Source organism: Streptomyces sp. AF1A (assembly GCF_047340315.1).
In the GTDB taxonomy this organism is placed as follows: Bacteria; Actinomycetota; Actinomycetes; order Streptomycetales; family Streptomycetaceae; genus Streptomyces.
The window spans coordinates 1-22,287 of record NZ_JBLEBI010000111.1; the positions used below are offsets into that span (position 1 = coordinate 1).

Consider the following 22,287-nt stretch of genomic DNA (forward strand, 5'->3'; position numbering starts at 1 on the left):
CCTTCGTGGACCACTACGGCCCGCTCGCCCCACCCGACCGTCGGCACACCGTCACCGGTGCCGAGCCCTGCCGCTCCGCACGCGGCCGAGCCGTCCCCGAGCGGGCCGCAGCCGTGACCGGCGGGGACGGCGCACCTGGCTGGGCGGGTTCGATGTCATGGTCGTCCGCGCCGTCGCCGCCCGCACGACGCCGGCCGGCCCGCTGGGTCCGGTGAGCAGCGGACCGTAGGTAACCCGACATGTAGGTCGGCTGATTGACCCGACCAACGAAAATGCCGGTTTCCACGCTCACCGTTGCGGAGTCCGCCCCGCTAAGTTGGGCGGCATGAGCAACCTTGACCGCGCCCCGGTGCCCAGCGTCTGCGGCGGCCGCGGATTCGTCGTCGCCGAGCCCGTCCGCGAGTTGCTGAGCCCCCGTCAGGTGAAGCTGGGCGAGTCGACCGAGGTGCGCAGGCTGCTGCCCAACCTCGGCCGCCGCATGATCGGCGCGTGGGCCTTCGTGGACCACTACGGTCCGGACGACATCGCCGACGAGCCCGGCATGCAGGTGCCGCCGCACCCGCACATCGGGCTGCAGACGGTCAGCTGGCTGCACGAGGGCGAGGTGCTGCACCGTGACTCGACGGGCAGCCTGCAGACGATCCGGCCCCGGCAGCTCGGCCTGATGACCTCCGGGCGCGCGATCAGCCACTCCGAGGAGAGCCCCCGCCCGCACGCCCGCTTCCTGCACGGCGCCCAACTGTGGGTGGCGCTGCCCGACGAGCACCGGCACACCGACCCGACGTTCGAGTTCCACCCCGAGCTGCCCACGGTGACCGCCCCCGGCCTGACCGCCACGGTGATCCTCGGCGACCTCGACGGCTCGGTCTCCCCCGGTACGGCGTACACCCCGATCGTCGGCGCCGACCTCGCCCTCACCCGGGGCGCCGACGTCCGCCTGCCCCTGGAGCCCGACTTCGAGTACGGCGTCCTCGCGATGTCCGGCGAGGTGCACGTCGACGGCGTGCCGGTCCTGCCGGGCTCCCTGCTCTACCTCGGCTGCGGCCGCTCCGAACTACCGCTGCGCGCCGAGTCGGACGCCGGGATCATGCTCCTGGGCGGCGAGCCGTTCGCCGAGGAACTGGTCATGTGGTGGAACTTCGTCGCCCGCACCCAGCGGGAGATCGAACAGGCCCGGGAGGAGTGGACGAGCGGGTCGGGATTCGGGGAGGTGAAGGGGTACGACGGCGATCCGCTGCCTGCCCCGGAGCTGCCGCCGGTGCCGCTGAAGGCACGGGGTCGAGTGCGCTGAACCGGGGTTTCCAGCCCAGCACCCTCCTGGCCGGGCGGGGTGAGGCGCACCCCTCGATCGGTTCGCCCGGAACGCGTGAGCAGGCCCCCTTCACCATCGCGGGCCCCCTTCACCATCAGGGTGCGGCCGGTTCAGTCCAGGCCGAGTCCCCGGCGACCCGTCTCGTTGAGGTCGGCCGGGTCGAAGCGGCCGCTCCAGGAGCGTTCGTAGTGCTCCTCGGGGAAGTCGCTGGGGCTGGAGCCGGTGAGGAAGGCGTCCCGGACGCTCTTCGCGTACTGCTCGTTGCGCGGGCACCAGGGCGCGGCGGGGATGTACATGACGTTGCCCCAGCCCTTCTGGTCGGTGACCGGTGCGACGCTGTGGATCATGTCGCAGTGCCACCAGACCGAGTCGCCGGCCTTGACGTCCGGGATGCCGCTGAGGGCCTTGAGGAGCAGCGGGTGCCACTTCTCACTGGCGGGGAAGACCTGGTTGGTGGTGACGCCGCACATGTCGTCCTCCGGGACGTCCGGCAGCAGCGGGCGGAGCATCAGGTAGGCCATGGCCTCGGGGACGGGCACGGTGTGCAGGACGCCCTGGTCGTGGTCCATGTCGGACAGCGCGGTCCAGCCCTGGAAGGTGCGGAAGGCGGAGCACATGGTGGTGCCGGGGTACTGGGGGCCCGTGGTGCGGAAGGCGGCGTCCCAGGGGTCGTACTGCTCGGGGGTGCCGTCGAAGAGGTGACGGAAGGCCCGCTGGTTCTCCCGGGTCATCCACAGGTCGAGGGTGCCGGGGTCGCAGTGGGTGCCGAGGCCGCCGGAGTCCGTGCCCGGCGGACGGCGGCGGATGCGGTCCGGATACAGGGCGTCGCGTTCGGGGTCGAACCACCGTGCGCCGTCGGACTCGTGTCGCCACAGCCCGTTGAGGAACCGCTGGACGTCGGCCATCCGCTCGCTCTGGCGCGCCTCCATCTGGGCCTGGGACCAGTAGATGGGGTAGATCTCCGGCTTGGAGCCGACGCTGCCGAAGAAGTCGTCGCCGGGGCCGGTGTAGTTCTCGAAGAAGCCGTTCCGCTCGACGTAGTCGACGATGCCGGCGTCCCAGGCGCGGGCCTGTTCGCGCGGGAAGTGGCCGCGCACGACGAGGCAGCCGCGCCGCTTCAGCTTGTCCAGCTGCTCGGGGGAAACGGCGCCCGCGGCGATGTCGGCGTAGTCGATGACCGGCCACACCTCCTCGCCGCGCTCCCGGTCCGCTTCGATCTCGGCGATCCGGGCGGCGACCCGCCGTTCCACGACCGCGAAGACCTCCTCGACGGTGCGTCCCGAGGCCGCGATCCGGGCGCGCAGCGCCGCCTTGATCTCGCGGATGGCCTTCGGAAGGTCTTCGGGGGTGCTCTGCCAGTTCGGCAGGGCGGGCAGGGCGTGACGTTGATCGTTGATGGTGGACATGGCGCATCCGCCTTTGGTCAGGAGTCCTAACTTATGGCGCCACCGTAACCAGGGCCCCCTGTTTAGGCAAGGCTCCTGACTAAAACCTGGCGGGCCGGTCAGGCGGACGGACGACCGGCCCCCGCCCACAGGTCGGTGCGCGCCCGCCGCAACGCCAGGGCGAGCGCGCCGCGCACCACCGCGGCGTCCCCCAGCGTGCCCACCTCGATCGGCGGGGTCAGCGGCGCGAGGTCGTGGACCGTGGCGCGCACCGGCTCCAGCAGGGCTGGATGCAGCCCGATGGGCCCGCCCAGCAGCACCAGTTCGGGGTCCACCACCGCGCAGACGGCGGCGATCGCCTCGCCGATGATGCGGCCCTCCCGCTCCACGATGCGCTCCGCCTCGGCGTCGCCCGCGGCCGCGCGGTCGAAGACCTGGCGGGCGGCCTCGACCCCGACCTGGTCGCCGCTCCGCTCGCGGTGCGGCGGGAACCCGGCGGCGACGGCCCTGGCCAGGCCGTGGCGGCCGTGCCGGGGTCCGGGCGGCTGTGCGCTGACGCTGAGGTAGCCGATCTCCCCGGCGACCCCCCGGGCCCCGCGGATCAGCTGGTCGCCGATCACCAGCCCCATGCCCATGCCCGTACCGACGTAGACGTAGGCGAAGCTGGCCGCCGTGCGTGCGGCGCCGTGCCAGCGCTCGGCGACCGCGGCGAGGTTGACGTCGTTCTCCACGAGGACCGGCACGTCGGCCAGGCCGTCCAGCGCCTCCTGCGGCTGGAACAGACCCTCCGGGTACGGGGTGTCGTCCAGCACGACGACGCGCGAGGTCGCGGGGTCGACCGGGTTCGCCACCGAGACCGCGACCGCGAGCGGCTTGCCGTGGCCGGGGACGCCCACGGTGATCGCATCGGCCACCAGCTCGCGCAACTGGTCCGCGACCCGGACCGGTTCGCGCGGCTGCACCGGCGCGTGCGCGGTCTCCAGGAAGGGCCGCCCGAACAGGTCGGCCGCGCAGACCCGGATCAGGGTGGGGTTGAGGTCGACCGCCACCACGAAGCCGGCACTCGGCGCCACCTTGTAGTACGTCCCCACCCTGCCCTGCCGGCCGCGCTGCTCCCCCGCGGGCAGCAGCAGGCCGGCCGCCTCCAGTCGGCGCACCGCCTCGGAGACCGTGGTCTTGGAGATACCGGTGTGCTGCGCGATCTCCGCCCGGGTGATGGGCGCCTGTTCGAACACGGTGTCCAGCACGATCTGGTCGGTCAGCTCGCGCAGCAGCGTCATGCTCGGCAAAGCCTGCAGACCGAGCCCCTTGCGGATTTCCATCTCACCCCTTGCGGCCGTCGGTAGCCGCTGTTACGTTAACGCGAAATTCTTTGGTCAGGGCCCCTTCCTAACTAGTGAGTGATCACAGTGGGCACCTGTCCGACCACCAGCATTCTTCTTCCGGGCGAGCGGCCCCACGCACCTGGAGAACGCACCCGGAGAACGCACCCGGAGAACGCACCCGGAGAACAGGGACGCCAACATGATCGAAGCCGTACCGGCCCCGGCAGCGCCGCCGGGCCCCGTCGGACCACCGCCGAGACGATCGACGGGCACCACGCACCCGCTCCCCACCGCACGGCCGGGAGGTGCGAGCGGTGCTCACCATCGCTGACGCGAATCTGCGCCTGAACGCCCAGCCGATCGACTACGTGCTGGTCGCGGTCTACTTCGCCTTCGTCCTGGGGATCGGCGTCCTCGCCCGCCGCAAGGTCGCCTCCAGCATGGACTTCTTCCTCTCCGGCCGCTCCATGCCGGCCTGGGTCACCGGCCTGGCCTTCATCTCCGCCAACCTGGCGGCCGTCGAGATCCTCGGCATGACGGCCGACGGCGCGCAGTACGGCCTGCCCTCGGTGCACTACTACTGGATCGGCGCCATCCCGGCCATGGTCTTCCTGGGCCTGGTCATGATGCCGTTCTACTACGGCTCCAAGGTCCGCAGCGTCCCCGAGTTCCTGCTGCGCCGCTTCGGCAGCTTCGCCCACCTGGTCAACTCCGTCAGCTTCGCACTCGCCCAGGTGCTCATCGCCGGCGTGAACCTCTACGCCCTGTCCACGGTCGTGAACCTGCTGCTGGGCTGGCCCTCCTGGCTGTCGATCCTCGCCGCGGGGGCGATCGTCCTCGTCTACACCCTGCTCGGCGGGCTGTCGGCGGCGATCTACAACGAGGTCATGCAGTTCTTCGTCATCCTGGCGCTGCTGCTGCCCCTCACCCTCGTCGGGCTGCACCGGGTCGGCGGCTGGAGCGGACTGGTCCACAAGATCGACGGAACCGGCGGCGACGCCGCGCTGCAGGTGCACTCCTGGCCCGGCACCAACCTTACGGGCATCGGCGACTCCACGCTCTCCGTGCTCGGCATCGTCTTCGGCCTCGGCTTCGTGCTCTCCTTCGGCTACTGGACGACCAACTTCACCGAGGTGCAGCGCGCACTGTCGGCGAAGAGCATGTCCGCGGCCCGCCGCACCCCGCTGATCGGCGCCTACCCGAAGACGCTGCTCATCCTGCTGATCATGATCCCGGGCATGGTCGCCGCCGTGCTCTCCCCGCAGCTGGCCGCCCTCAAGGCCGCCAACGCCGCGGACCCCTCGGTGCAGAGCCTGGGCGGGGTGTCCTTCAACAACTCCATCGAGCTGCTGATGCGCGACCTCCTGCCCAACGGGATGCTCGGCATCGCCATCGCCGGCCTGCTCGCCGCCTTCATGGCCGGTATGGCGGCCAACGTCAGCTCCTTCAACACGGTCGTCACCTACGACATCTGGCAGACGTATGTGAAGAAGGACAGGCCGGACGAGTACTACCTGCGCACGGGCCGCGTGCTCACCGTGGTCGGCTGCCTGGTGGCGATCGGCACGGCGTTCATCGCCGGGAACTTCGGCAACATCATGGACTACCTGCAGACGCTCTTCGGCTTCTTCAACGCGCCGCTGTTCGCCACCTTCATCCTGGGCATGTTCTGGAAGCGGATGACCCCGGTGGCCGGTGGCGTCGGCCTCATCGCCGGCACCGCGTCCGCGATCACCATCGACATGCTCAACCGGACCGGGGTCCTGCACGTCTCCGGGCAGGGCGCCAGCTTCCTCGGCGCGATCGCCGCCTTCGTGGTGGACGTCCTGGTGAGCGTCGCCGTCTCCCTGGTCACCCGTCCCAAGGCCGACGCCGAACTGACGGGTCTGGTCTGGTCGTCGACCCCGCGCAGCCACCGTGTGCACGAGGCGACAGGGGAAGACGCCGGCTGGTACCGCAGGCCTGCGGTGCTCGCCGCCGGCGTCCTGGCCCTCGCCACCGCCCTGAACATCGCCTTCTGGTGAGAAGCGGAGACCTTCCATGTCCGAGAACCAGCCACGGCGGACCGTGTCGCCGCAGAAGTGGCAGACCCTGTTCGACCTGCGCACCATCATCGCCGCTCTGTTCGGGATCTACGGAACTGTGCTCACCGTGATGGGTGCGTCCGGAGAGACGCCGGCGGAGCTCCGCAAGGCCGGAGGCTGGAACGTCAACCTCTGGTGCGGGCTCGGGATGCTCGCCTTCGCGGCCGCCTTCGGCGCGTGGGCGCTGCTCCGGCCGGTGTCCGTGACGCCGGCCGAGCCCGACCCCGCGGCCCGCGACGCCGCTCTGGCCCAGACCGGCTGAACCTCCGACGTGTCCGCCCGGCGAGCCGTACTCCGGTGCCGAGCGGACACGTCGGCGTACCGACGCACCCCCGTATTCGAGTCCGAGGATTCCCATGACCACGGCCCCCACTCGCACCCTCTCCGACGGCGTGGCCATGCCCGCCGTCGGCTTCGGCACCTATCCACTGCAGGAGACCGACGCGGAGGCCGCGGTACGCGGCGCACTCGATGCCGGTTACCGCCTGCTCGACACCGCCGCCAGCTACGGCAACGAGGTCGCCGTGGGCCGCGCGCTCGCGGCCTGCGGCCTGCCGCGCGCGGAGGTGTTCGTCACCACCAAGCTGCGCGGGAGCGCACACGGCTACGACGAGACCCGCCGGGCGTTCGCCGAGTCCGCCTCACGGCTCGGCGTGGACTACGTCGACCTCTACCTCATCCACTGGCCGCTGCCCCGCCTGGACAAGTACACCGACTCCTGGCGGGCCATGATCGACCTGCGCGAGGAAGGGCTGATCCGTTCCCTCGGGGTCAGCAACTTCACCCCGTCACAGATCGACCGGCTGTACGAGGAGACCGGCGTCCTGCCCTCGGTCAACCAGATCGAGATGCACCCCTACTTCCCCCAGCCCGAGCCGCGCGCGGCCCACGCCGCCCGCGGTGTCGCCACCCAGAGCTGGAGCCCCCTCGGCCGGGGCAGCGAACTCCTCACCGAGCCCGTCGTCCTGGAGGCCGCCCACCGCCACGGCGTGACCCCGGCGCAGGTGGTCCTGCGCTGGCACCTCCAGCTGGACGCCCTGCCGATACCGAAGTCCGCCTCACCGGCCCGCCAGCGCGCCAATCTCGCCCTCTTCCACTTCACCCTGACCGAGACCGAGGTCGCGGCCCTCTCGGCCCTGGCCCGCGGCCGGACCGGCGGCGATCCGGACACCTACGAGGAGTTCTGAGCGGCGAGCCGGGAGCCGAGCGCGTGCGGGCAGGGGCCGGGAACGGAATCACCGCACGCCACGAGTCGTACCGAGGCGGCTCGACGCGTCCGACGGGACGTCCGGACGTCAGATGCTGCGGTGGTTCCGCACGGCCTCGCGGAGCGCGCCGAGCGTCGGCGCGAGCCGCGCGTCCACGGCCGGCGGATCGGTGATGTTCAGCTCCTGCAGTTCCCGGCGTTCGGGTCGCTGCGTGTTGATGTCCGCCTCACGGGCCTCGAGCGCCGCGACGATCTCGGACGCCACCTCGTCCACCGGTCGCCGCTCGAAACCGAGATCGGCGCCTGCCTGCGACGACACCATCATGTGCGTCTCCGTCGCCCCCGGATACGACGTGGCCACGTGGATGCCGGTACCGGTCAGCTCCCGGCGCAAGGCCTCGTCGAACCGGGCCAGACCCGCCTTGGTCGCCGCGTACACGCTGTAGTACGGCACACCGACCAGAGCCGCGCCGGACGCGATGCCCAGGACCGCGGCCTGGCCGTGCGCGGTGCCGGCTTCACGCAGATGCGGCAGCGCGGCACGCGTGGCGAGGATGGGTGCAAGCAGGTTCAGCCGCACCATCGCGTAGATGTCCGGGACGTCGATGTCCTCGTCGAGCGCACCCGCACGCACGTTCCCCGCGTTGTTGACCAGTAGGTCGAGCCCTGCCAGTGCCTGCACGCTCTCCGCGACGGCGCGTTCCGGCTCGCCCTCCGACGTGAGGTCGGCCGTGACGACCCATGCTCGGCCACCCTGCTCCCGGACCAGGTCCGCCACCTCTTCCAACGGCCCGGCCCGCCGGCCGACCAGAACCAAGGAGCACGTGCGGTCGGCCAGTTCGAGGGTGATGGCTCGTCCGATGCCGCTGCCCGCTCCGGTGACCAGCCCTCGGCGCGCATGGAGATCAAGTCGCGACGCATTCACCTGGGATTCCTCGCCCGACGCAGTGTCGTCCTGTCCTTGCCCCGGCTGCTCCTCCCCTTCCACGCTACTGTTCGACCGCCCAGGCCGCTCATCGAGCGCCTCGGAGGGCGAAACCCGATGCGGTCAGGCTGTGGATCGCGCCCTCCTGGGGGCGCCCACGCAGCAGCGGACCCGGCCTCCCCGGCGGCCTGCGCCCCCTGCGCGACAAGAACGCGGCCGACGGCGAGTGGGCACCGGCAAAGGCGTGCCGGGCCGCGGTCGCCCGAGGTGCTTCGGCGGTACGGAGGCTTCAGGCCCCCTGCTCCGGTGTGCGGGCGGTGCTGCCGACCGGGGTGAGGCAGCGGCGCACGAGCGCGAGGGTGCGCTGGGTGACCGTATCGAGGGGGGTGCCGTTCTCGACGGCGGCCAGGGCGGTGTGCAGCATTCCGGCGATCAGGTCGGCCGTGAGCGCGGGCTCGGGAACGCCGAGCTCCCGGACGGCGGCGCGGAACGGTTCGACCTGCTCCAGATGGAGTTCCATCAGCCGCTGTTGGCAGGCCGGAGGAAGGCCGGCGTTCATGAGGGCGACGGCGGGCCGGTGGGCGCCCTCGGCGCCCAGGCGGAGGCTTTCCCCGAAGAACGCCTCGACGCGTTCCAGCGGGCCGTTCGCGGCGGCCATGGCGCGGGTGAGTGCCTCGTTGGAGCGCCGGAAGGCTTCCTCCGTGATGGTGGCCAGGAGGGCTGCCGAGGAGTCGAAGTACTGGTAGACGCTGGAGCGGGCCAGGCCGGCGCGGGCGCCGACCGCCGCCGGTGTGACGGCGGTGGCGCCCTCGTTGACCAGGATGTCGATCGCCGCCCCGATCAACGCCTCGCGTTGCTGGGCGCGGTGCTCGGCGACGGTGGAGGCGTTGATCTTCGGCATGCGGGGCGGGCTCCTGGAAGGGGCGGACAGGGCCGGGAATGTGGTTCCGGCCCGCGGCCACCGGTCAGGACAGGCGGCCGTCGACCATCTCGTGGACCCGGTCGGCTGCGTCCATTATCGCCGTGTCGTGGGTGACCATGACCGTGGCCGTGCCGCGCTCATGGGTCTGCTCGGCGATCAGCCGCACCGCCTCGGCCGAACGCACCCGGTCCAGCGCCGAGGTGGGTTCGTCCACCAGCAGGACGGCGGGAGAGGTCATCAGAGCTCGGGCCAGGCCCGCGCGCTGGCGTTCGCCTCCGGAGAGCTGGTGCGGGCGGGATCCTGCCCGGTGGCTGAGCCCGACTGCCTCGATGAGTTCCTCGGCCCGGCTGCGGGCCGCGGCGTCGAGGCGACCGTCGATGTGCAGGGGCAGCAGGAGCTGTTCCCTGACGGTGAGGGAGGCCAGCAGGTTCGACTGCTGGAAGACGAAGCCGATGTGGCGGCGGCGGGCGGCGGTGCGTTCCTTGTCCGGCAGGGCGGTCAGATCGGTGCCGGCGATGTGCACGGTGCCCGAGGTGGGCCGCTGGAGGCCGCCGGCGACGGCGAGGAGGCTGGACTTCCCGGACCCGGAGGGGCCGACGACGGCGACGAACTCGCCGGGGGCGACCCTCAGGCCGACGTGGTCAAGGGCGGTGACGGCGGCGTCACCGTCGCCCAGGATGAGGGTGACGCCGTCCAGGCGCAGCCCACCGGAGCCCGCGGTGTCCGCGACGGCCTGGGGGTCGGTGTCAGGTGTGGTCATCGGGTGGCTCCCAGAGCGGTCAGGGGGTCGACGGCGGTGATGCGGCGGACGGCGACGACGGCGCCCACGGTCCCGAGGACGATGAGGAGGCCGGAGGAGGTGGCGATGGCCGGGGCGGAGAGGGAGAAGGGGGCCTTGCCGATCATCGCGCTGCCCAGGGCCAGGCCGACGGCGGTGCCGAGGGCCGTGGCCCCGACGAGCACGACGACGACCTGGGCGAGCGCGTCGCGCAGGATGTACCCGGTGGGGGCGCCCAGTGCCTTCATCAGGGCGATCTCGGGCTTGCGCTGGACGGTCCAGACGGTGAAGAACGCGCCGACGACCAGGGCGGAGATGACGTACAGGAATCCCTTGATCAGGGCCATGGTGCTCGACTCGGCCTCGTAGCCGGGGGACGCGTCGAACGTGGCCTCCTTGGTCTCGGCGTGGGTCCCGGTCGCCTTTTCCACGGCGGCGACGTCGGCGCCCGGCTTCAGGGTCAGGGCGACGGCGGTGGCCTGCCGGCTCGCGGCCTCGGGCAGGTCGCCGGGCAGGCCGTAGTGCAGATGCCGCCACGTGCCGAGGTCTGCGTAGACGACGCCGATGTGGCCGTAGGAGACGCTCTCGTCGACCAGTCCTACGACCTTCAGCCGCACCTCGCTCTTGTCCGCGGTCAGCACATCGCCGATCTCCACGCCCAGGTCGGCGATCTCCCGGGTGATCACGATGCCCGCACTGCCCTTCTTCAGGCCCTCACCCTTGCTGGGGCGGGGCGCCAGGGAGGAGTCCGGCGTCATACCGAAGACGGCGAGGTCGACCTGCTCGCCCTTCTTGGCGCCCTGGGTCACCTGGGCATTGGCCAGGGTGTTCCCGAACGGCTCCGCGCGCTCCACGCCTGGGGCCCTGGACCATGTCTGCCAGGCCTCCTGCTCCACGGTCGAGCGGGAGAACTGCTCACTGGTCGCCTTCTCGTCGAAGGCCATGTGGGTCACGGGCAGCGCGCGCAGCCCGGATATGCCGGCGTCCGCCAGACCGGAGGCAAGCCCGGACAGGAGGACCCCGAGTACGGCGATGAGCGCGACCACCGCGCCCATCAGGGCGAAGCGACCGCGGGCGAAGCGCAGATCGCGTAGGGCAAGGAACACGGAGCTCTCCGAGCGAGGAAGGAAATGAGGACACGACGAGCTGGCCACGCCGCCTCTTTGCCTGAACTTGACGACGTGACTGTCGGCATCTTATCGGATGTTGCCGACGCACCCGTCGGCATGTTGTGTCGCGTACGTCGACCGAGCCTCCCCGCCAGACCGCCCCTGTGCGGGTGTGGCCAGGCTTCGCCTGGGGTTTGTACCGGATCCGCCGACCGGCCGGATCGCTCACAAGGCCCGGTCGCCGAGTTGTTGATCACGACGTCGGAGCGGGCTGAGGAATCCGCCGTCACGGCCCAGGAACCGACGGACCGCCGTCGCGGAGAGTTCCTTCTCGCTGGACCGCGGCGTCAAGAGAACAGCACCGACGCCTCGTGCAGTCGGCGCCTGTCCGGCCACGCCGTCGATGACCCGTCGGCCTCCCACCAGGGCCGACGAAGGCTTGGCGCACGATGTGCACCGATGTTCCTCAGACCCCGAAGCCGTGCTGATCATCCCCCGTCCCGACGGCGCTCTCCCGCCCCATTGTGTTGTGCTCTGCTCACCTTTACTGTTCGAGTTTGCCTGAGCCTGTTGGTTGTTGATTGCTCAGGCGGTATGGAGGCCGCAGTGCGGAGTGATCGGATCGGTTCTGAAGCTCCGAGACCCGTTCGCCGTCGGTACTGGAGGATGCTCCTCGCGACGGCCGCAAGCATCGCCCTGGCCACGGGCATGACCGTACCCGCGGCGGCACGGGGCGCCGGCGGGCAGGCGCCCGCCGACGCGCCCGCCGCCGCTCCGCGGGCGCACACGGTGAGCCTCGACGGGTACTCGTTCCTCGTCGACGGCAGGCGCACCTATCTGTGGTCGGGTGAGTTCCACTACTTCCGGCTCCCGAGTCCGGACCTGTGGCGCGACATCTTCCAGAAGATGAAGGCCGCCGGGTTCAACTCCACCTCGTTGTACTTCGACTGGGGGTACCACTCGCCGAAACCCGGCGTGTACGACTTCAGCGGGGTGCGTGACGTCGACAAGTTGCTCGACATGGCACAGGAGGCCGGGCTCTATGTGATCGCACGCCCGGCGCCGTACATCAACGCGGAGGTCGACAGCGGCGGCCTGCCCGGCTGGATGACCACCAGGGCCGGGCGCAACCGCAGTGACGACCCGCGGTTCCTGAAGTACGCGGACGAGTGGCTGACCCGGATCGACCGGATCATCGCCCGCCACCAACTGACCAACGGCACCGGGTCGGTCATCGCCTACCAGGTCGAGAACGAGTACTACAACGGCTCGGACGCCGGCCGCTCCTACATGAAACACCTGGAGGACAAGGCCCGCACCGACGGCATCACCGTGCCGCTGACCGGCAACAACAACGGCACCTTCAACTCCGGTACCGGCGCCCTGGACGTCGACGGACCGGACTCCTACCCGCAGGGCTTCAACTGCTCGAACCCCTCGAAGTGGAACGGCGTACCCGACATCGGCTACGACCACCCGGACGGAAAGCCGCTGTACTCGCCGGAGTTCCAGGGCGGCGCCTTCGACCCCTGGGGCGGCCCCGGCTACGACAAGTGCGCCCAGCTGATCAACGACCGGTTCGCCGACGTGTTCTACAAGCAGAACATCGCCGTCGGCGCCACCGCGCAGAGCTTCTACATGACCTACGGCGGCACCAACTGGGGCTGGCTGGGCATGCCGGAGAACTACACGTCCTACGACTACGGGGCCGCGATCCGCGAGAACCGCCAACTCGATCCGAAGTACGACGAGGACAAGCTGATCGGATACTTCACGCAGTCGGTCGCCCCGCTGACCAAAACCGAGGCGATCAGGGCCACGCCGCCGGACGACTCGGCGATCGTCGACACCGCCCGGATGAACCCCGACACCAGGACGCAGTTCCACGTCCTGCGGCACGCCGACTCCACGTCCACCTCGGTCGACAAAACCCACATCTCACTGGACTTCGACGCCAAGCCGGCCGCGGACACGACCTACACCTGGGACGACCCCGACTCCGCGCTGCAGTACGCCGGTTCGTGGTCGCACGTGGCCGACACCAGCTACACCGGCGGCGACTACAAGCACACCGAGTCGTTCTCCGCCAAGGCCGGTGACGCGGTGACCGTCCCCTTCGACGGCACCGCGATCCGCTGGATCGGCTCGAGGACCGGCAACCACGGCTACGCCGACGTCTACCTCGACGGCACCAAGGTGGCGACGGTCGACGACTCCGGCAGCGAGGACCAAGCCGTGATCTTCCAGAAGACCGGCCTGACGCCAGGAGCGCACACGCTGAAGATCGTCGTCGACGGCAGCCACGGCTCGGGGTCCACGGACGACTACGTGTCCGTCGACGCCATCGATGTGCCGAAGGCCGGCACGGCGACGCCGACGTACCCGGTCGTGCCGCAGCAGCCGGGCACCGCGATCACCCTCGACGGGCGCGACTCACATGTGATCGTGGCCAACTACCGGCTCGGGGACGCGCAGTTGCAGTACTCGACGTCGGAGATCATGACCCACGCGGCCATCGGCAGCCGCGACGTCGCGGTGCTCTACGGCGACCCGGGCAGCGACGGCGAGACCGTGCTGCGCTACTCTTCCAGGCCCACCGTGACCAGCAGCGGCGGCACGGTCACGACCACGTGGGACGCGGCCACCGGTGACCTGCGGCTGAACTACACGCACAAGGGCCTGATCCGCATTGCCGTCAGCAGCGCCGGCAGGCAACCCGTGCTGCTGCTCATCGGCGACAAGGCCACGGCGAAGACATTCTGGCGTCAGGACACGGCGACCGGCCCCGTGCTCGTGCGCGGCACCCACCTGCTGCGGACGGCGACGAGCCGGGACGGCGGCCACACCGTCGCGCTCACCGGCGACAACGCCGGTGACGAGAACATCGAGGTGTTCGCCGCTGCCGACCAGGTCACCTGGAACGGGCGGAAGGTGGCCACCCGCGCCACCGACACGGGCAGCCGTACCGGACGGATCCCGGTGGCCGCTCCGGTGCACCTGCCGGCCCTCACGCACTGGAAGCACGCCGAGGAGTCCCCCGAAGCCGCCCCCGGCTTCGACGACTCCAGGTGGCAGGTGGCCGACAGTACGACGACCAGCAGCGTCTCCGGCGTGAACTCGCTGCCCGTGCTCTACGCGGACGACTACGGGTTCCACACCGGCAACACCTGGTACCGCGGCCGCTTCCACGCCTCCGGCAAGGAGAGCGGCATCCACCTGGTCTCGGACTCCGGCGGCAAGGCGCAGGCGTTCTCCGCCTGGCTCAACGGCACCTTCCTGGGCAGCTCCACCACGGGCAGCGCCGACTTCGCCTTCCCGGCCGGCTCGGTGAGGGCCGAGGGCGACAACGTCGTCTCCGTGCTCACGGTGAACATGGGACACGAGGAGGACTACAACTCGACCAACGGGAACAAGACCGCGCGCGGTCTGACCAGCGCCTCTCTCGTCGGGGCCCCGCTGACCTCCGTCACCTGGCGGCTGCAGGGCGTACGGGGCGGCGAGGACCTCCAGGACCCGGTGCGCGGCCCCCTCTCCACGGGCGGCCTCTACGGCGAGCGGGCCGGCTGGTCCCTGCCGGGCTACCCGGACGCCGGCTGGAAGCAGGTGTCGCTGCCGACGACCGACACCCGTCCCGGGGTCTCGTGGTACCGCACCGACGTCACCCTGGACCTGCCGCACGGCCAGGACACCTCGCTGGGGCTGACGTTCACCGACGACCCGTCGCGCACGTACCGCGCCACGGTCTTCGTGAACGGCTGGCAGGTCGGCACCTACGTCAACTACCTCGGGCCGCAGCGCACGTTCCCGGTGCCCGACGGAATCCTCGATCCCCACGGGCGCAACAGCATCGCCATCGCCGTGTGGAACCTGGACGGCAGCACCGGCGGGCTCGGCAGGGTGTCGCTCACCGACTACGGCAGTTACACCTCGTCCCTGCGGATCGCGCAGAACGACAGCCCCCGCTACGACCACCGGAAGTACGCGATGCCGAAGCGTCCGGGAGCAGATGTCACCCTGGACGTGCCGGACACCGCCCAGTCGGGTCAGGCCTTCACGGCCGAGGCGACGGTGCGGGTGCCGAAGGACGGACCGTCCGTCTCGCGGCTGACGGCCTCGCTCTCCGCGCCCGACGGCTGGAGCGTGCGCGCCATGAGCTCCGTTTCGGTCGAGCACCTGCGGCCCGGCGGATCGGCCGGCTTCCGCTGGCAGGTCAGGCCGCCGGCCGGGGAACTGCCGTCCGCGTCGGCACTCACCGCCGCGGTGCGCTTCCGGCAGAACGGCCGCCGGGCCGCCGGCGGTGACGAGCGCATCGTCCGCGGGATTCCGCCGGCTCCGCCGGCCGGGCAGAGCGCGGTCAGCGACCTGCCGTTCCTGTCGTCCACCAACGGGTGGGGTCCGGTGGAGCGCGACAGCAGCGTCGGCGAGCAGGCGGCCGGGGACGGCCGTCCGATCAGTGTCGCCGGGGTCCGCCACGCCAAGGGCCTGGGCACCAACTCGGTCAGCGACGTCCAGCTCTACCTGGGAGGACAGTGCTCGCGACTGACGGCGGACGTCGGTGTCGACGACGAGACGCGTGGTGCGGGAACCGTGACGTTCTCCGTGGTCGCCGACGGCAGGCCCCTGGTGTCCACGCCGACGCTGCGGGGCGGACAGGCCGCGGTGCCGATCGACGTCGACCTCGGCGGCGCCCAGGTGGTCGACCTCAAGGTCGGTGACGCCGGCGACGGCAACGGCAACGACCACGGCGACTGGGCCATGCCGACGCTGACGTGCGGCTAGGGGCGCGACGGGGCCCGGCCGGCGTGGCGCCACAGGCGTGACGGCTCGGCCGGCCCTGCCGGTCCCCGTGCCCATGTCGCCGACGAGCGGTCGCGGTGCACCGGGCGGCGCGGGCTCATGGAACACCGCCTTCATTGCCCCTGTATGCGGGCTTTGATCGGTATCGTCCGCCCCACCGGGCCCGCACCGCGACGGGCCCCGAGGAGGAGGATCACCATGGCCGATCGCGCGCGGGGAAACGCGCCCGGCGACGGATCCGCGGCACATGTGCCGGAGCCGCACCGGTCGCAGGCCCATGACGCGGTGCGCCTCGCGTTGGTGATCGGTGCTCTCGGCGTGGTCTTCGGTGACATCGGGACCAGCCCGATCTACACCCTCCAGACGCTGTTCGACCCGGACGACCCGCACCCCGTCCCCGTCACCACGCAGAACGTGTACGGGGTGGTGTCACTGGTGTTCTGGTCGGTGGTGGTCATCGTCCTGGTGACCTATGTGCTGCTGGCCATGCGCGCCGACAACGACGGCGAGGGCGGCATCATGGCGCTGATCACCCTGGTGCGGCGGTGGAACTCGCAGCGGAGCCGGCGGGCGGCTTCCGTGCTGGCCGCGCTGGGCATCTTCGGCGCCTCCCTGTTCTTCGGCGACAGCATGATCACCCCGGCCATCTCGGTCCTGTCCGCGGTGGAAGGGCTGAAGGTCGTCCAGCCGTCGCTGCACAGCGCCGTCGTGCCGATCACCGCGGTGATCATCGTGCTGCTGTTCCTGGTGCAGCGCCGCGGGACGGCGGCCGTGGGCCGGGTGTTCGGACCGGTCATGATCGCCTGGTTCGCGGCCATCGGCGCCTGCGGTGTCGCCGGCATTGCCGATCACCCCGCCATCCTCCGGGCGCTGTCGCCCACCTACGCCCTGGGCTTCCTGGTCGGCCACATCGGCATCGCGTTCTTCGCCCTCGCCGCGGTCGTGCTCTCGGTCACGGGCGCCGAGGCGCTCTACGCCGACATGGGGCACTTCGGCCGCCGGGCGATCACCCGGGGCTGGCTGTTCTGTGTCTTTCCCGCGTGCATCCTGAGCTACTTCGGGCAGGGCGCGCTGATCCTCGGCGATCCGCACACCATCCGCAGCCCGTTCTTCCTGCTCGCGCCCGACTGGGGACGCCTGCCGATGGTCGTGCTGGCCACCGCGGCCACGGTGATCGCCTCCCAGGCCGTGATCACCGGCGCCTACTCGGTCACCTCGCAGGCCGCCCAGCTCGGCTACCTGCCGCGGCTGCGGATCGCGCACACCTCCGAGTCCACGATCGGTCAGATCTACGTGCCGTGGATCAACTGGCTGCTGATGGTCTCGGTCCTCACCCTGGTCTTCGCCTTCCGCAGCTCCACGGCCCTCGCCTTCGCGTTCGGCATGGCGGTCACCGGCACCATCACCATCACCACCCTGCTCTTCTTCTACGTCGCCCGCGCGAAGTGGGGCACGCCCCGGTGGCTGATCGCCGCCGGCGCGACCGTGCTGCTCTTCGTGGACCTGCTGTTCGTGGCGGCCAACCTCACCAAACTGGTCCACGGCGCGTGGCTGCCGCTGCTGATCGGCGTCGCCACGTTCACCGTGATGACGACCTGGCAGAAGGGCCGCGAACTCGTCACCGCCCAGCGCGCCCGGCTGGAGGGCCCGCTGCCCGAGTTCGTCGACGGCCTCCGCTCGGGGAGGGTGTCGACGGTCCGGATCCCCGGCACGGCGGTGTTCCTCAACCGGGGCAAGCAGACCGCCCCGTTGGCCATGCGGGCGAACGTCGAGCACAACCACGTGCGGCACGACCAGGTCGTGATCCTCTCCCTCGAGACCGAACCCGTGCCCCGCGTCCCGGCCGACGAGCGGGTCGACGTCGACGACCTCGGCTACAGCGACGACGGGATCATCCATGTGACCGCCCGGTTCGGCTACATGGAGACGCCGGACGTGCCCGGCACGCTGGCGCTGCTCGGCCCGGACCGGGCCGAGGGCCCCCTGCGGCTGGACCAGGCGTCGTATTTCCTGTCGAAGATCGACCTTCGGCGGGGCACGGCACCGACGATGGCGCCGTGGCGCAAGCGGCTGTTCATCGCCACCTCCTACATCACGGCCGACGCCGCCGAGTACTTCGGCCTCCCCCGCGATCGCACGGTCATCATGGGCTCGTACATCGAGGTGTAGGCGCACGCCGGGCCGTTGCCCGGCGTGCGCGTGGCGTCTTCAGCGCGCCTCGCGGCCCAGGGCGGCGACCTCGCGCACCGCCTCGGCGACGGCGCGGAAGTCCTTGCGCAGGATCGCACCGTGATTGCTCGCGACCTTCGCGCTCACCCTCAGGTGCGCGTGGCCCGCGGTCACCTTGTCCAGGCCGGCGCGGATCCGCTCCTGCTCGTCGCCGCGGCTTCCGAAGGACGTCCCGGAGGCGACCACGTACCGCGTCGGGACGGTGAGGCCCGCCAGCACGGGGCCCAGTTCCCGCTCGCGGGAGAGCCGGCCGAGCTCGATGTTGCTGTTCGCCTGCTGTTCGGCGGTCATCCGCGGCGCCAGGCCCGTCGGGCGCAGCAGCGGCATGACCCAGCGCAGCCGCCGGAAGAGCGTGCGGATCCGCTGCTCCATGGCCTCGTCGAGCCAGTCGTACGGGTATGCGCCGTCGACCAGGACCGCGCCCAGGGCGCGCTCCGGACACCGGGCGGCCCAGTGCGCCCCGACGACCGCCCCGTAGGACCAGCCCACCACCAGGGCCCGGTCCACTCCCCTGGCCGCGAGCACGGCATCGACGTCCCGCACGGCCGCCGCGAAGGAGTAGTCCGCCGAGCGCTTCGACCTGCCGCGGGCCCGCTCGTCGTAGGTGATGTGCCGCCACGTCGGGCCCAGCTCGGCGATGATTCGCCGCCAGTACCCCTGAGTGGCGAACTGGCCGTTGAGGTAGACCACGGGGATGCCGGGACCGCCCGTGTCGGTGACGGCGAGGGCCGTGTCGTCGACGGGCACCATGCCGGTCCACGTCGAACCGGCCGAGGACGTGCTGCTCTTCGTCATGTGTTTCCCCTGCTCGCGTGAGAGTTCCTACGACGCCCCTGGGCCCTGCGCTTCAGAGGCTGCGGGCGGTGATGTCGCCCTGGGAGGTGGTGGCGCGGATGTCGAGTGCGGTGGTGCCGTCGTTCTTGAGGGCGTTGCTGACGCGGCCGTGGCCGGTTCCGGCGTCCAGGGAGGCCGAGACGCCGGCGGCGGCGCCGACCGTGATGTCGCCGGACCGGGTGCGCAGTTCGACCGTGCCGCGCACGGCCTCGGTGATCCGGATGTCGCCGCGTGCGGTGCTGATCCGGGCGGGGCCGCCCAGCCGGCCGATCTCCACGTCGCCGTCGACCGCGGTGAGGCGGACGCTCGCGGCCTCGTCGATCTTGATCCGGCGGTACGCGCCGTCGACGTCGACGTCGCCGAGGCGGCCGACGCCGCGCAGCTCGCAGGCGGCGGACGTGGCCTCGACGCGGGAGCCGACGGGCAGCTGGACGGTGACCTCCACGGAGCCGGACGGCCCCAGGAGCTGCTTCTTGGGCTCGGCGGCGTGGATGCGCAGCACGCCGTGGGCGTACGCGACGGTGGCCTGCTCCGCGGCCTGGACGTCACGGCTCTTGCCCGGGTCGGCGGGCAGGATCTCGACGGTGGTGCCGGCGCGGTCGGCGGCGATGAACCGGATGCGTCCGGCGGGGACGGCCAGGACGGCGGAGATCGGGGCGGCGGTGTCGAACGTCTGCATCGTGGTCTCCTGCGCTCACACATGGTTTCTGATACCGGAAACGCTACGTTGCTTTCCACATGCTGACAACGTCCTCATTGCATAGAAGATTAAATCTGGCAGCTCAAAGCGATGTAATCGTTGCAACGACCCTGGAAACAATGCAACAGTGGAGATGCCAGTCATTGCAATGACCCAGAAGTGAACGCTATGGTGAGCAACCGCGGACCACCCCGAAGGATCGTCAAGGAGACCACGATGCCGGGAGGCAGGCTCACCCAGCAGGAACGCCGGCAGATCGCGCAGGGGCTGGCCGACAGCCTCCCCTACGCCGAGATCGCCCGGCGCCTCGACCGTCCGACCTCGACGATCACGCGCGAGGTGATGCGCAACGGCGGCCCCACCGCCTACCGCGCCGACCTGGCCCACCGCGCCACCCAGCAGCGCACCCACCGGCGCCGGCCCGCCTCCTCCCGGGGGCCGCAGCCGGTCCACCAGCCCCATGGCCGCGATGCGGAGGCCGTGCGCGAGTACGAGGAGACGCTCACCACCGTTCTCATGCAGTCGGGCCTGCCCAAGATGACGGCCCGCGTGCTGGCCGGCCTGTACACGACCGACGAGGGCAGCCTCACCGCGTCCGAGCTCGTCCAGCGCCTCCAGGTGAGCCCGGCGTCCGTCTCGAAGGCGATCACTTTCCTCGAGAGCCTGGACCTCGTCCGCCGGGAACGCGACGAACGCCGGCGCGAGCGCTACATCGTCGACGACGACCTCTGGTACCAGTCGATGATCCGCAGCGCCCGGGACAACGCCCGGATCGTGGAGGCCGCGCGGCAGGGCGTCGGTGTCCTCGGCCCGGGCACACCGGCCGCCACCCGCCTCGAGAACGTCGCCCGCTTCCTCGACTTCGTCTCCGAGAGCATCACCCGTGCCGCGGAGCAGGCCCGCGAGATCCTGTACACCAAGGCCGAGGCGGCCTCGGCAGGCGCCGCGGAGCCGGGTCCGGACCACGGTGGACAGCCGCCCCGACCCTGACGTCCGGGGCGCGGACGCCCGAACACCGGGCGTCCCCCGGGGGACCCGCTGCACTCGATCGACGGTCCCCCGCCGGCGCGCGACCTGCTCAGCCACCGCAACCGCTACTTCATCGGTGAGCTCGACCCGTGCGCCTCCATCGAGTTCACCCGCGGCTGCCCCTGGGACTGCTCCTTCTGCTCCGCCTGGACCTTCTACGGCCGCAGCTACCGCAAGGCGTCCCCCGAGGCCGCCGCCGAGGAGCTGGCGAGCATCAGGGAACCGAACGTCTTCATCGTCGACGACGTCGCCTTCATCCGTCCGGAGCACGGGGACGCCATCGCCGCCGCCGTGGAGCGCCGCCGGGTCCGCAAGCGGTACTACCTCGAGACCCGCAGCGACGTCCTGCTGCGCAACACCGACGTCTTCGCACGCTGGACCCGCCTGGGCCTGCAGTACATGTTCCTCGGCATGGAGGCGATCGACGCCGAGGGGCTGGACCTGTTCCGCAAGCGGGTCAGCCCCGACGAGAACTTCCGTGCCCTGGAGACGGCCCGCAAGCTGGGAATCGACGTTGCCATCAACCTGATCGTCGACCCCGCCTGGGACGCCGAACGCTTCCGCGTGGTGCGCGAGTTCGCGCTCTCCGTGCCGGAGATCGTGCACCTGACGGTGATGACCCCGTATCCGGGAACCGAGATCTGGCACACCGAGTCGCGCCGGCTGACCACGCGGGACTACCGTCTGTTCGACATCCAGCACGCCGTCGTGCCGACCACGCTGCCCCTGGACGAGTTCTACCGGGAACTGGTCCGCACCCAGGCCGTGATCAACCGCAAGCACCTGGGCTGGCGCACCGCCCTGGGCGCCGCGCAGGTCCTCGGGCGCAACCTCCTGCACGGGCAGACGAACTTCGCGCGGATGCTGTGGAAGTTCAACCGGGTCTACAACCCGAACCGGCAGCTGGCCGACCACCGCCGCCCCGTGCGCTACGAACTCCCGCTCCCGCGCCGGCTGGACGTCGGCGACCGGCGCCGCCTCTACGTCCACTCCAGGCCGACGGCTCGCTCGGACTCCTCCCCCGGCACTGCGGCACACACCGACGACGAGCGCTGAGCCGCCGGCCGACGCGGTCACCGAGCCGCTTACCCGCGCGCCGGCGGTGGCCTCCCCCAGCCCACGGGCGAGTGAGGCACCGGAATCCGGCCGGGAACCTTCGGGACGACCGGCGTCAGCGGGCGTTCCCGTGCGGTGAGACCGGCGCGGAACGACGCGCGGCGGCCCTTCTTCGGTTGACGGGTGCGACGTGCGGATACCCGGAACCTCCCCACCCCGTGGAGGCCGCCATGGCGACCGGACCCCTGCCGGCCACCTCCGCCGGCGCCCCGAGCGGGCCGGCATGACGGCCCGGGGACTGCGCCGCGGCACCGCCGGTCGCCCTTGGCATCACCGGTCCGGTCTGTCACGATCGCGACCCCTGATCCGGGACAGAGCGGAGCCGCCAGGTGGACACCGTGACGTCCGAGGTGGTGCACGGCGGGTCGCCGGGGAACTCGACCGTTCCGGGCGAACCGGCCGGTCCGCCCGCTTCCCCCCTCGGGCAGCCCGGAATAAGGAGGTCCGCCATGGCCGTCATGACCGTCGCCCGTATCGCCCGGGGAGCCGCCCTGACCGCGGCCCCGGACGCAGTGCTGCGCCGCTGCCCGCGCAC

The 22,287-nt window shown here is 71.1% G+C and carries 16 protein-coding genes and 1 pseudogene; 9 read left to right on the plus strand and 8 right to left on the minus strand.

The features are described from left to right. The coding region (locus ACLU3S_RS24815; RefSeq protein ID WP_413954157.1) for a hypothetical protein at positions 1 to 215 on the plus strand (215 nt) is incomplete at its 5' end. 110 nt (positions 216 to 325) lie between these two features. Beyond that, a complete protein-coding gene (locus ACLU3S_RS24820) occupies positions 326 to 1,291 on the plus strand; it encodes a pirin family protein (protein ID WP_413954158.1) in 966 nt (321 codons plus the stop codon). A gap of 131 nt (positions 1,292 to 1,422) precedes the next feature. Here ACLU3S_RS24820 and ACLU3S_RS24825 read toward each other — a convergent pair whose 3' ends face one another. Both ACLU3S_RS24825 and ACLU3S_RS24830 read right to left on the minus strand, forming a co-directional pair. Then, on the minus strand, positions 1,423 to 2,718 hold the full coding sequence (locus tag ACLU3S_RS24825) for a DUF1479 domain-containing protein (protein ID WP_413954159.1): 1,296 nt from the start codon (positions 2,716 to 2,718) through the stop codon (positions 1,423 to 1,425). A 98-nt stretch (positions 2,719 to 2,816) separates the two neighbouring features. Then, positions 2,817 to 4,019 (minus strand): ROK family transcriptional regulator, encoded by a 1,203-nt coding sequence (locus ACLU3S_RS24830; protein WP_413954160.1) that lies wholly within the window; start codon positions 4,017 to 4,019, stop codon positions 2,817 to 2,819. 317 nt (positions 4,020 to 4,336) lie between these two features. On the opposite strand from ACLU3S_RS24830, the gene ACLU3S_RS24835 reads away from it, so the two are divergent. From ACLU3S_RS24835 to ACLU3S_RS24845, 3 genes are all read left to right on the plus strand, one after another. Beyond that, positions 4,337 to 6,046 carry a sodium:solute symporter family protein gene (locus ACLU3S_RS24835; protein WP_413954161.1) on the plus strand — a complete coding sequence of 570 codons (1,710 nt, stop codon included), beginning with the start codon at positions 4,337 to 4,339 and terminating at the stop codon, positions 6,044 to 6,046. Positions 6,047 to 6,062: 16 nt separating this feature from the next. Further along, positions 6,063 to 6,368 carry a hypothetical protein gene (locus ACLU3S_RS24840; RefSeq protein ID WP_413954162.1) on the plus strand — a complete coding sequence of 102 codons (306 nt, stop codon included), beginning with the start codon at positions 6,063 to 6,065 and terminating at the stop codon, positions 6,366 to 6,368. A 94-nt stretch (positions 6,369 to 6,462) separates the two neighbouring features. Beyond that, a complete protein-coding gene (locus tag ACLU3S_RS24845) occupies positions 6,463 to 7,293 on the plus strand; it encodes an aldo/keto reductase (RefSeq protein WP_413954163.1) in 831 nt (276 codons plus the stop codon). 108 nt (positions 7,294 to 7,401) lie between these two features. Here ACLU3S_RS24845 and ACLU3S_RS24850 read toward each other — a convergent pair whose 3' ends face one another. The 4 genes from ACLU3S_RS24850 to ACLU3S_RS24865 form a co-directional block, all read right to left on the minus strand. Next, entirely contained in the window at positions 7,402 to 8,301 is a 900-nt protein-coding gene (locus ACLU3S_RS24850; protein ID WP_413954164.1) for an SDR family NAD(P)-dependent oxidoreductase, read from the minus strand. Positions 8,302 to 8,527: 226 nt separating this feature from the next. Further along, the gene (locus ACLU3S_RS24855) at positions 8,528 to 9,139 is read right to left on the minus strand and encodes a TetR/AcrR family transcriptional regulator (RefSeq protein ID WP_413954165.1); all 612 of its coding nucleotides are present in this window, start codon (positions 9,137 to 9,139) and stop codon (positions 8,528 to 8,530) included. A 64-nt stretch (positions 9,140 to 9,203) separates the two neighbouring features. Continuing rightward, the gene (locus tag ACLU3S_RS24860) at positions 9,204 to 9,920 is read right to left on the minus strand and encodes an ABC transporter ATP-binding protein (RefSeq protein WP_413954166.1); all 717 of its coding nucleotides are present in this window, start codon (positions 9,918 to 9,920) and stop codon (positions 9,204 to 9,206) included. Next, a complete protein-coding gene (locus tag ACLU3S_RS24865; RefSeq protein WP_413954167.1) occupies positions 9,917 to 11,044 on the minus strand; it encodes an ABC transporter permease in 1,128 nt (375 codons plus the stop codon). Before ACLU3S_RS24865 ends, ACLU3S_RS24860 begins: the two co-directional genes overlap by 4 nt. A 669-nt stretch (positions 11,045 to 11,713) precedes the next feature. Here ACLU3S_RS24865 and ACLU3S_RS24870 point away from each other — a divergent pair. Together ACLU3S_RS24870 and ACLU3S_RS24875 are read left to right on the plus strand one after the other, a co-directional pair. Further along, positions 11,714 to 15,826, plus strand: coding sequence for a beta-galactosidase (locus tag ACLU3S_RS24870; RefSeq protein WP_413954168.1), 4,113 nt, complete (start codon positions 11,714 to 11,716; stop codon positions 15,824 to 15,826). A 216-nt stretch (positions 15,827 to 16,042) separates the two neighbouring features. Continuing rightward, entirely contained in the window at positions 16,043 to 18,013 is a 1,971-nt protein-coding gene (locus ACLU3S_RS24875) for a potassium transporter Kup (protein WP_413954169.1), read from the plus strand. Between the two features lie 39 nt (positions 18,014 to 18,052). Here ACLU3S_RS24875 and ACLU3S_RS24880 read toward each other — a convergent pair whose 3' ends face one another. Together ACLU3S_RS24880 and ACLU3S_RS24885 are read right to left on the minus strand one after the other, a co-directional pair. Further along, positions 18,053 to 18,868 (minus strand): alpha/beta fold hydrolase, encoded by an 816-nt coding sequence (locus ACLU3S_RS24880; protein WP_413954170.1) that lies wholly within the window; start codon positions 18,866 to 18,868, stop codon positions 18,053 to 18,055. 52 nt (positions 18,869 to 18,920) lie between these two features. Then, positions 18,921 to 19,586: a DUF4097 family beta strand repeat-containing protein gene (locus tag ACLU3S_RS24885; RefSeq protein WP_413954171.1), complete on the minus strand. Its 666-nt coding sequence runs from the start codon at positions 19,584 to 19,586 to the stop codon at positions 18,921 to 18,923. Between the two features lie 237 nt (positions 19,587 to 19,823). Here ACLU3S_RS24885 and ACLU3S_RS24890 point away from each other — a divergent pair, with 237 nt between their 5' ends. Together ACLU3S_RS24890 and ACLU3S_RS24895 are read left to right on the plus strand one after the other, a co-directional pair. Then, entirely contained in the window at positions 19,824 to 20,597 is a 774-nt protein-coding gene (locus tag ACLU3S_RS24890) for a helix-turn-helix domain-containing protein (protein ID WP_413954172.1), read from the plus strand. Between the two features lie 45 nt (positions 20,598 to 20,642). Continuing rightward, positions 20,643 to 21,692: pseudogene (locus ACLU3S_RS24895) on the plus strand (radical SAM protein); the annotation flags it as partial. Between the last annotated feature and the right edge of the window lie 595 nt (positions 21,693 to 22,287).

Excerpts from the sequence above, each read along its gene's own strand:
- ACLU3S_RS24820 (WP_413954158.1), top strand. The coding sequence starts at position 326 with ATGAGCAACCTTGACCGCGCCCCGGTGCCCAGCGTCTGCGGCGGCCGC.
- ACLU3S_RS24825 (WP_413954159.1), bottom strand. The coding sequence starts at position 2,718 with ATGTCCACCATCAACGATCAACGTCACGCCCTGCCCGCCCTGCCGAAC.
- ACLU3S_RS24830 (WP_413954160.1), bottom strand. The coding sequence starts at position 4,019 with ATGGAAATCCGCAAGGGGCTCGGTCTGCAGGCTTTGCCGAGCATGACG.
- ACLU3S_RS24840 (WP_413954162.1), top strand. The coding sequence starts at position 6,063 with ATGTCCGAGAACCAGCCACGGCGGACCGTGTCGCCGCAGAAGTGGCAG.
- ACLU3S_RS24845 (WP_413954163.1), top strand. The coding sequence starts at position 6,463 with ATGACCACGGCCCCCACTCGCACCCTCTCCGACGGCGTGGCCATGCCC.
- ACLU3S_RS24855 (WP_413954165.1), bottom strand. The coding sequence starts at position 9,139 with ATGCCGAAGATCAACGCCTCCACCGTCGCCGAGCACCGCGCCCAGCAA.
- ACLU3S_RS24860 (WP_413954166.1), bottom strand. The coding sequence starts at position 9,920 with ATGACCACACCTGACACCGACCCCCAGGCCGTCGCGGACACCGCGGGC.
- ACLU3S_RS24870 (WP_413954168.1), top strand. The coding sequence starts at position 11,714 with ATGCTCCTCGCGACGGCCGCAAGCATCGCCCTGGCCACGGGCATGACC.
- ACLU3S_RS24875 (WP_413954169.1), top strand. The coding sequence starts at position 16,043 with ATGGCCGATCGCGCGCGGGGAAACGCGCCCGGCGACGGATCCGCGGCA.
- ACLU3S_RS24880 (WP_413954170.1), bottom strand. The coding sequence starts at position 18,868 with ATGACGAAGAGCAGCACGTCCTCGGCCGGTTCGACGTGGACCGGCATG.
- ACLU3S_RS24885 (WP_413954171.1), bottom strand. The coding sequence starts at position 19,586 with ATGCAGACGTTCGACACCGCCGCCCCGATCTCCGCCGTCCTGGCCGTC.
- ACLU3S_RS24890 (WP_413954172.1), top strand. The coding sequence starts at position 19,824 with ATGCCGGGAGGCAGGCTCACCCAGCAGGAACGCCGGCAGATCGCGCAG.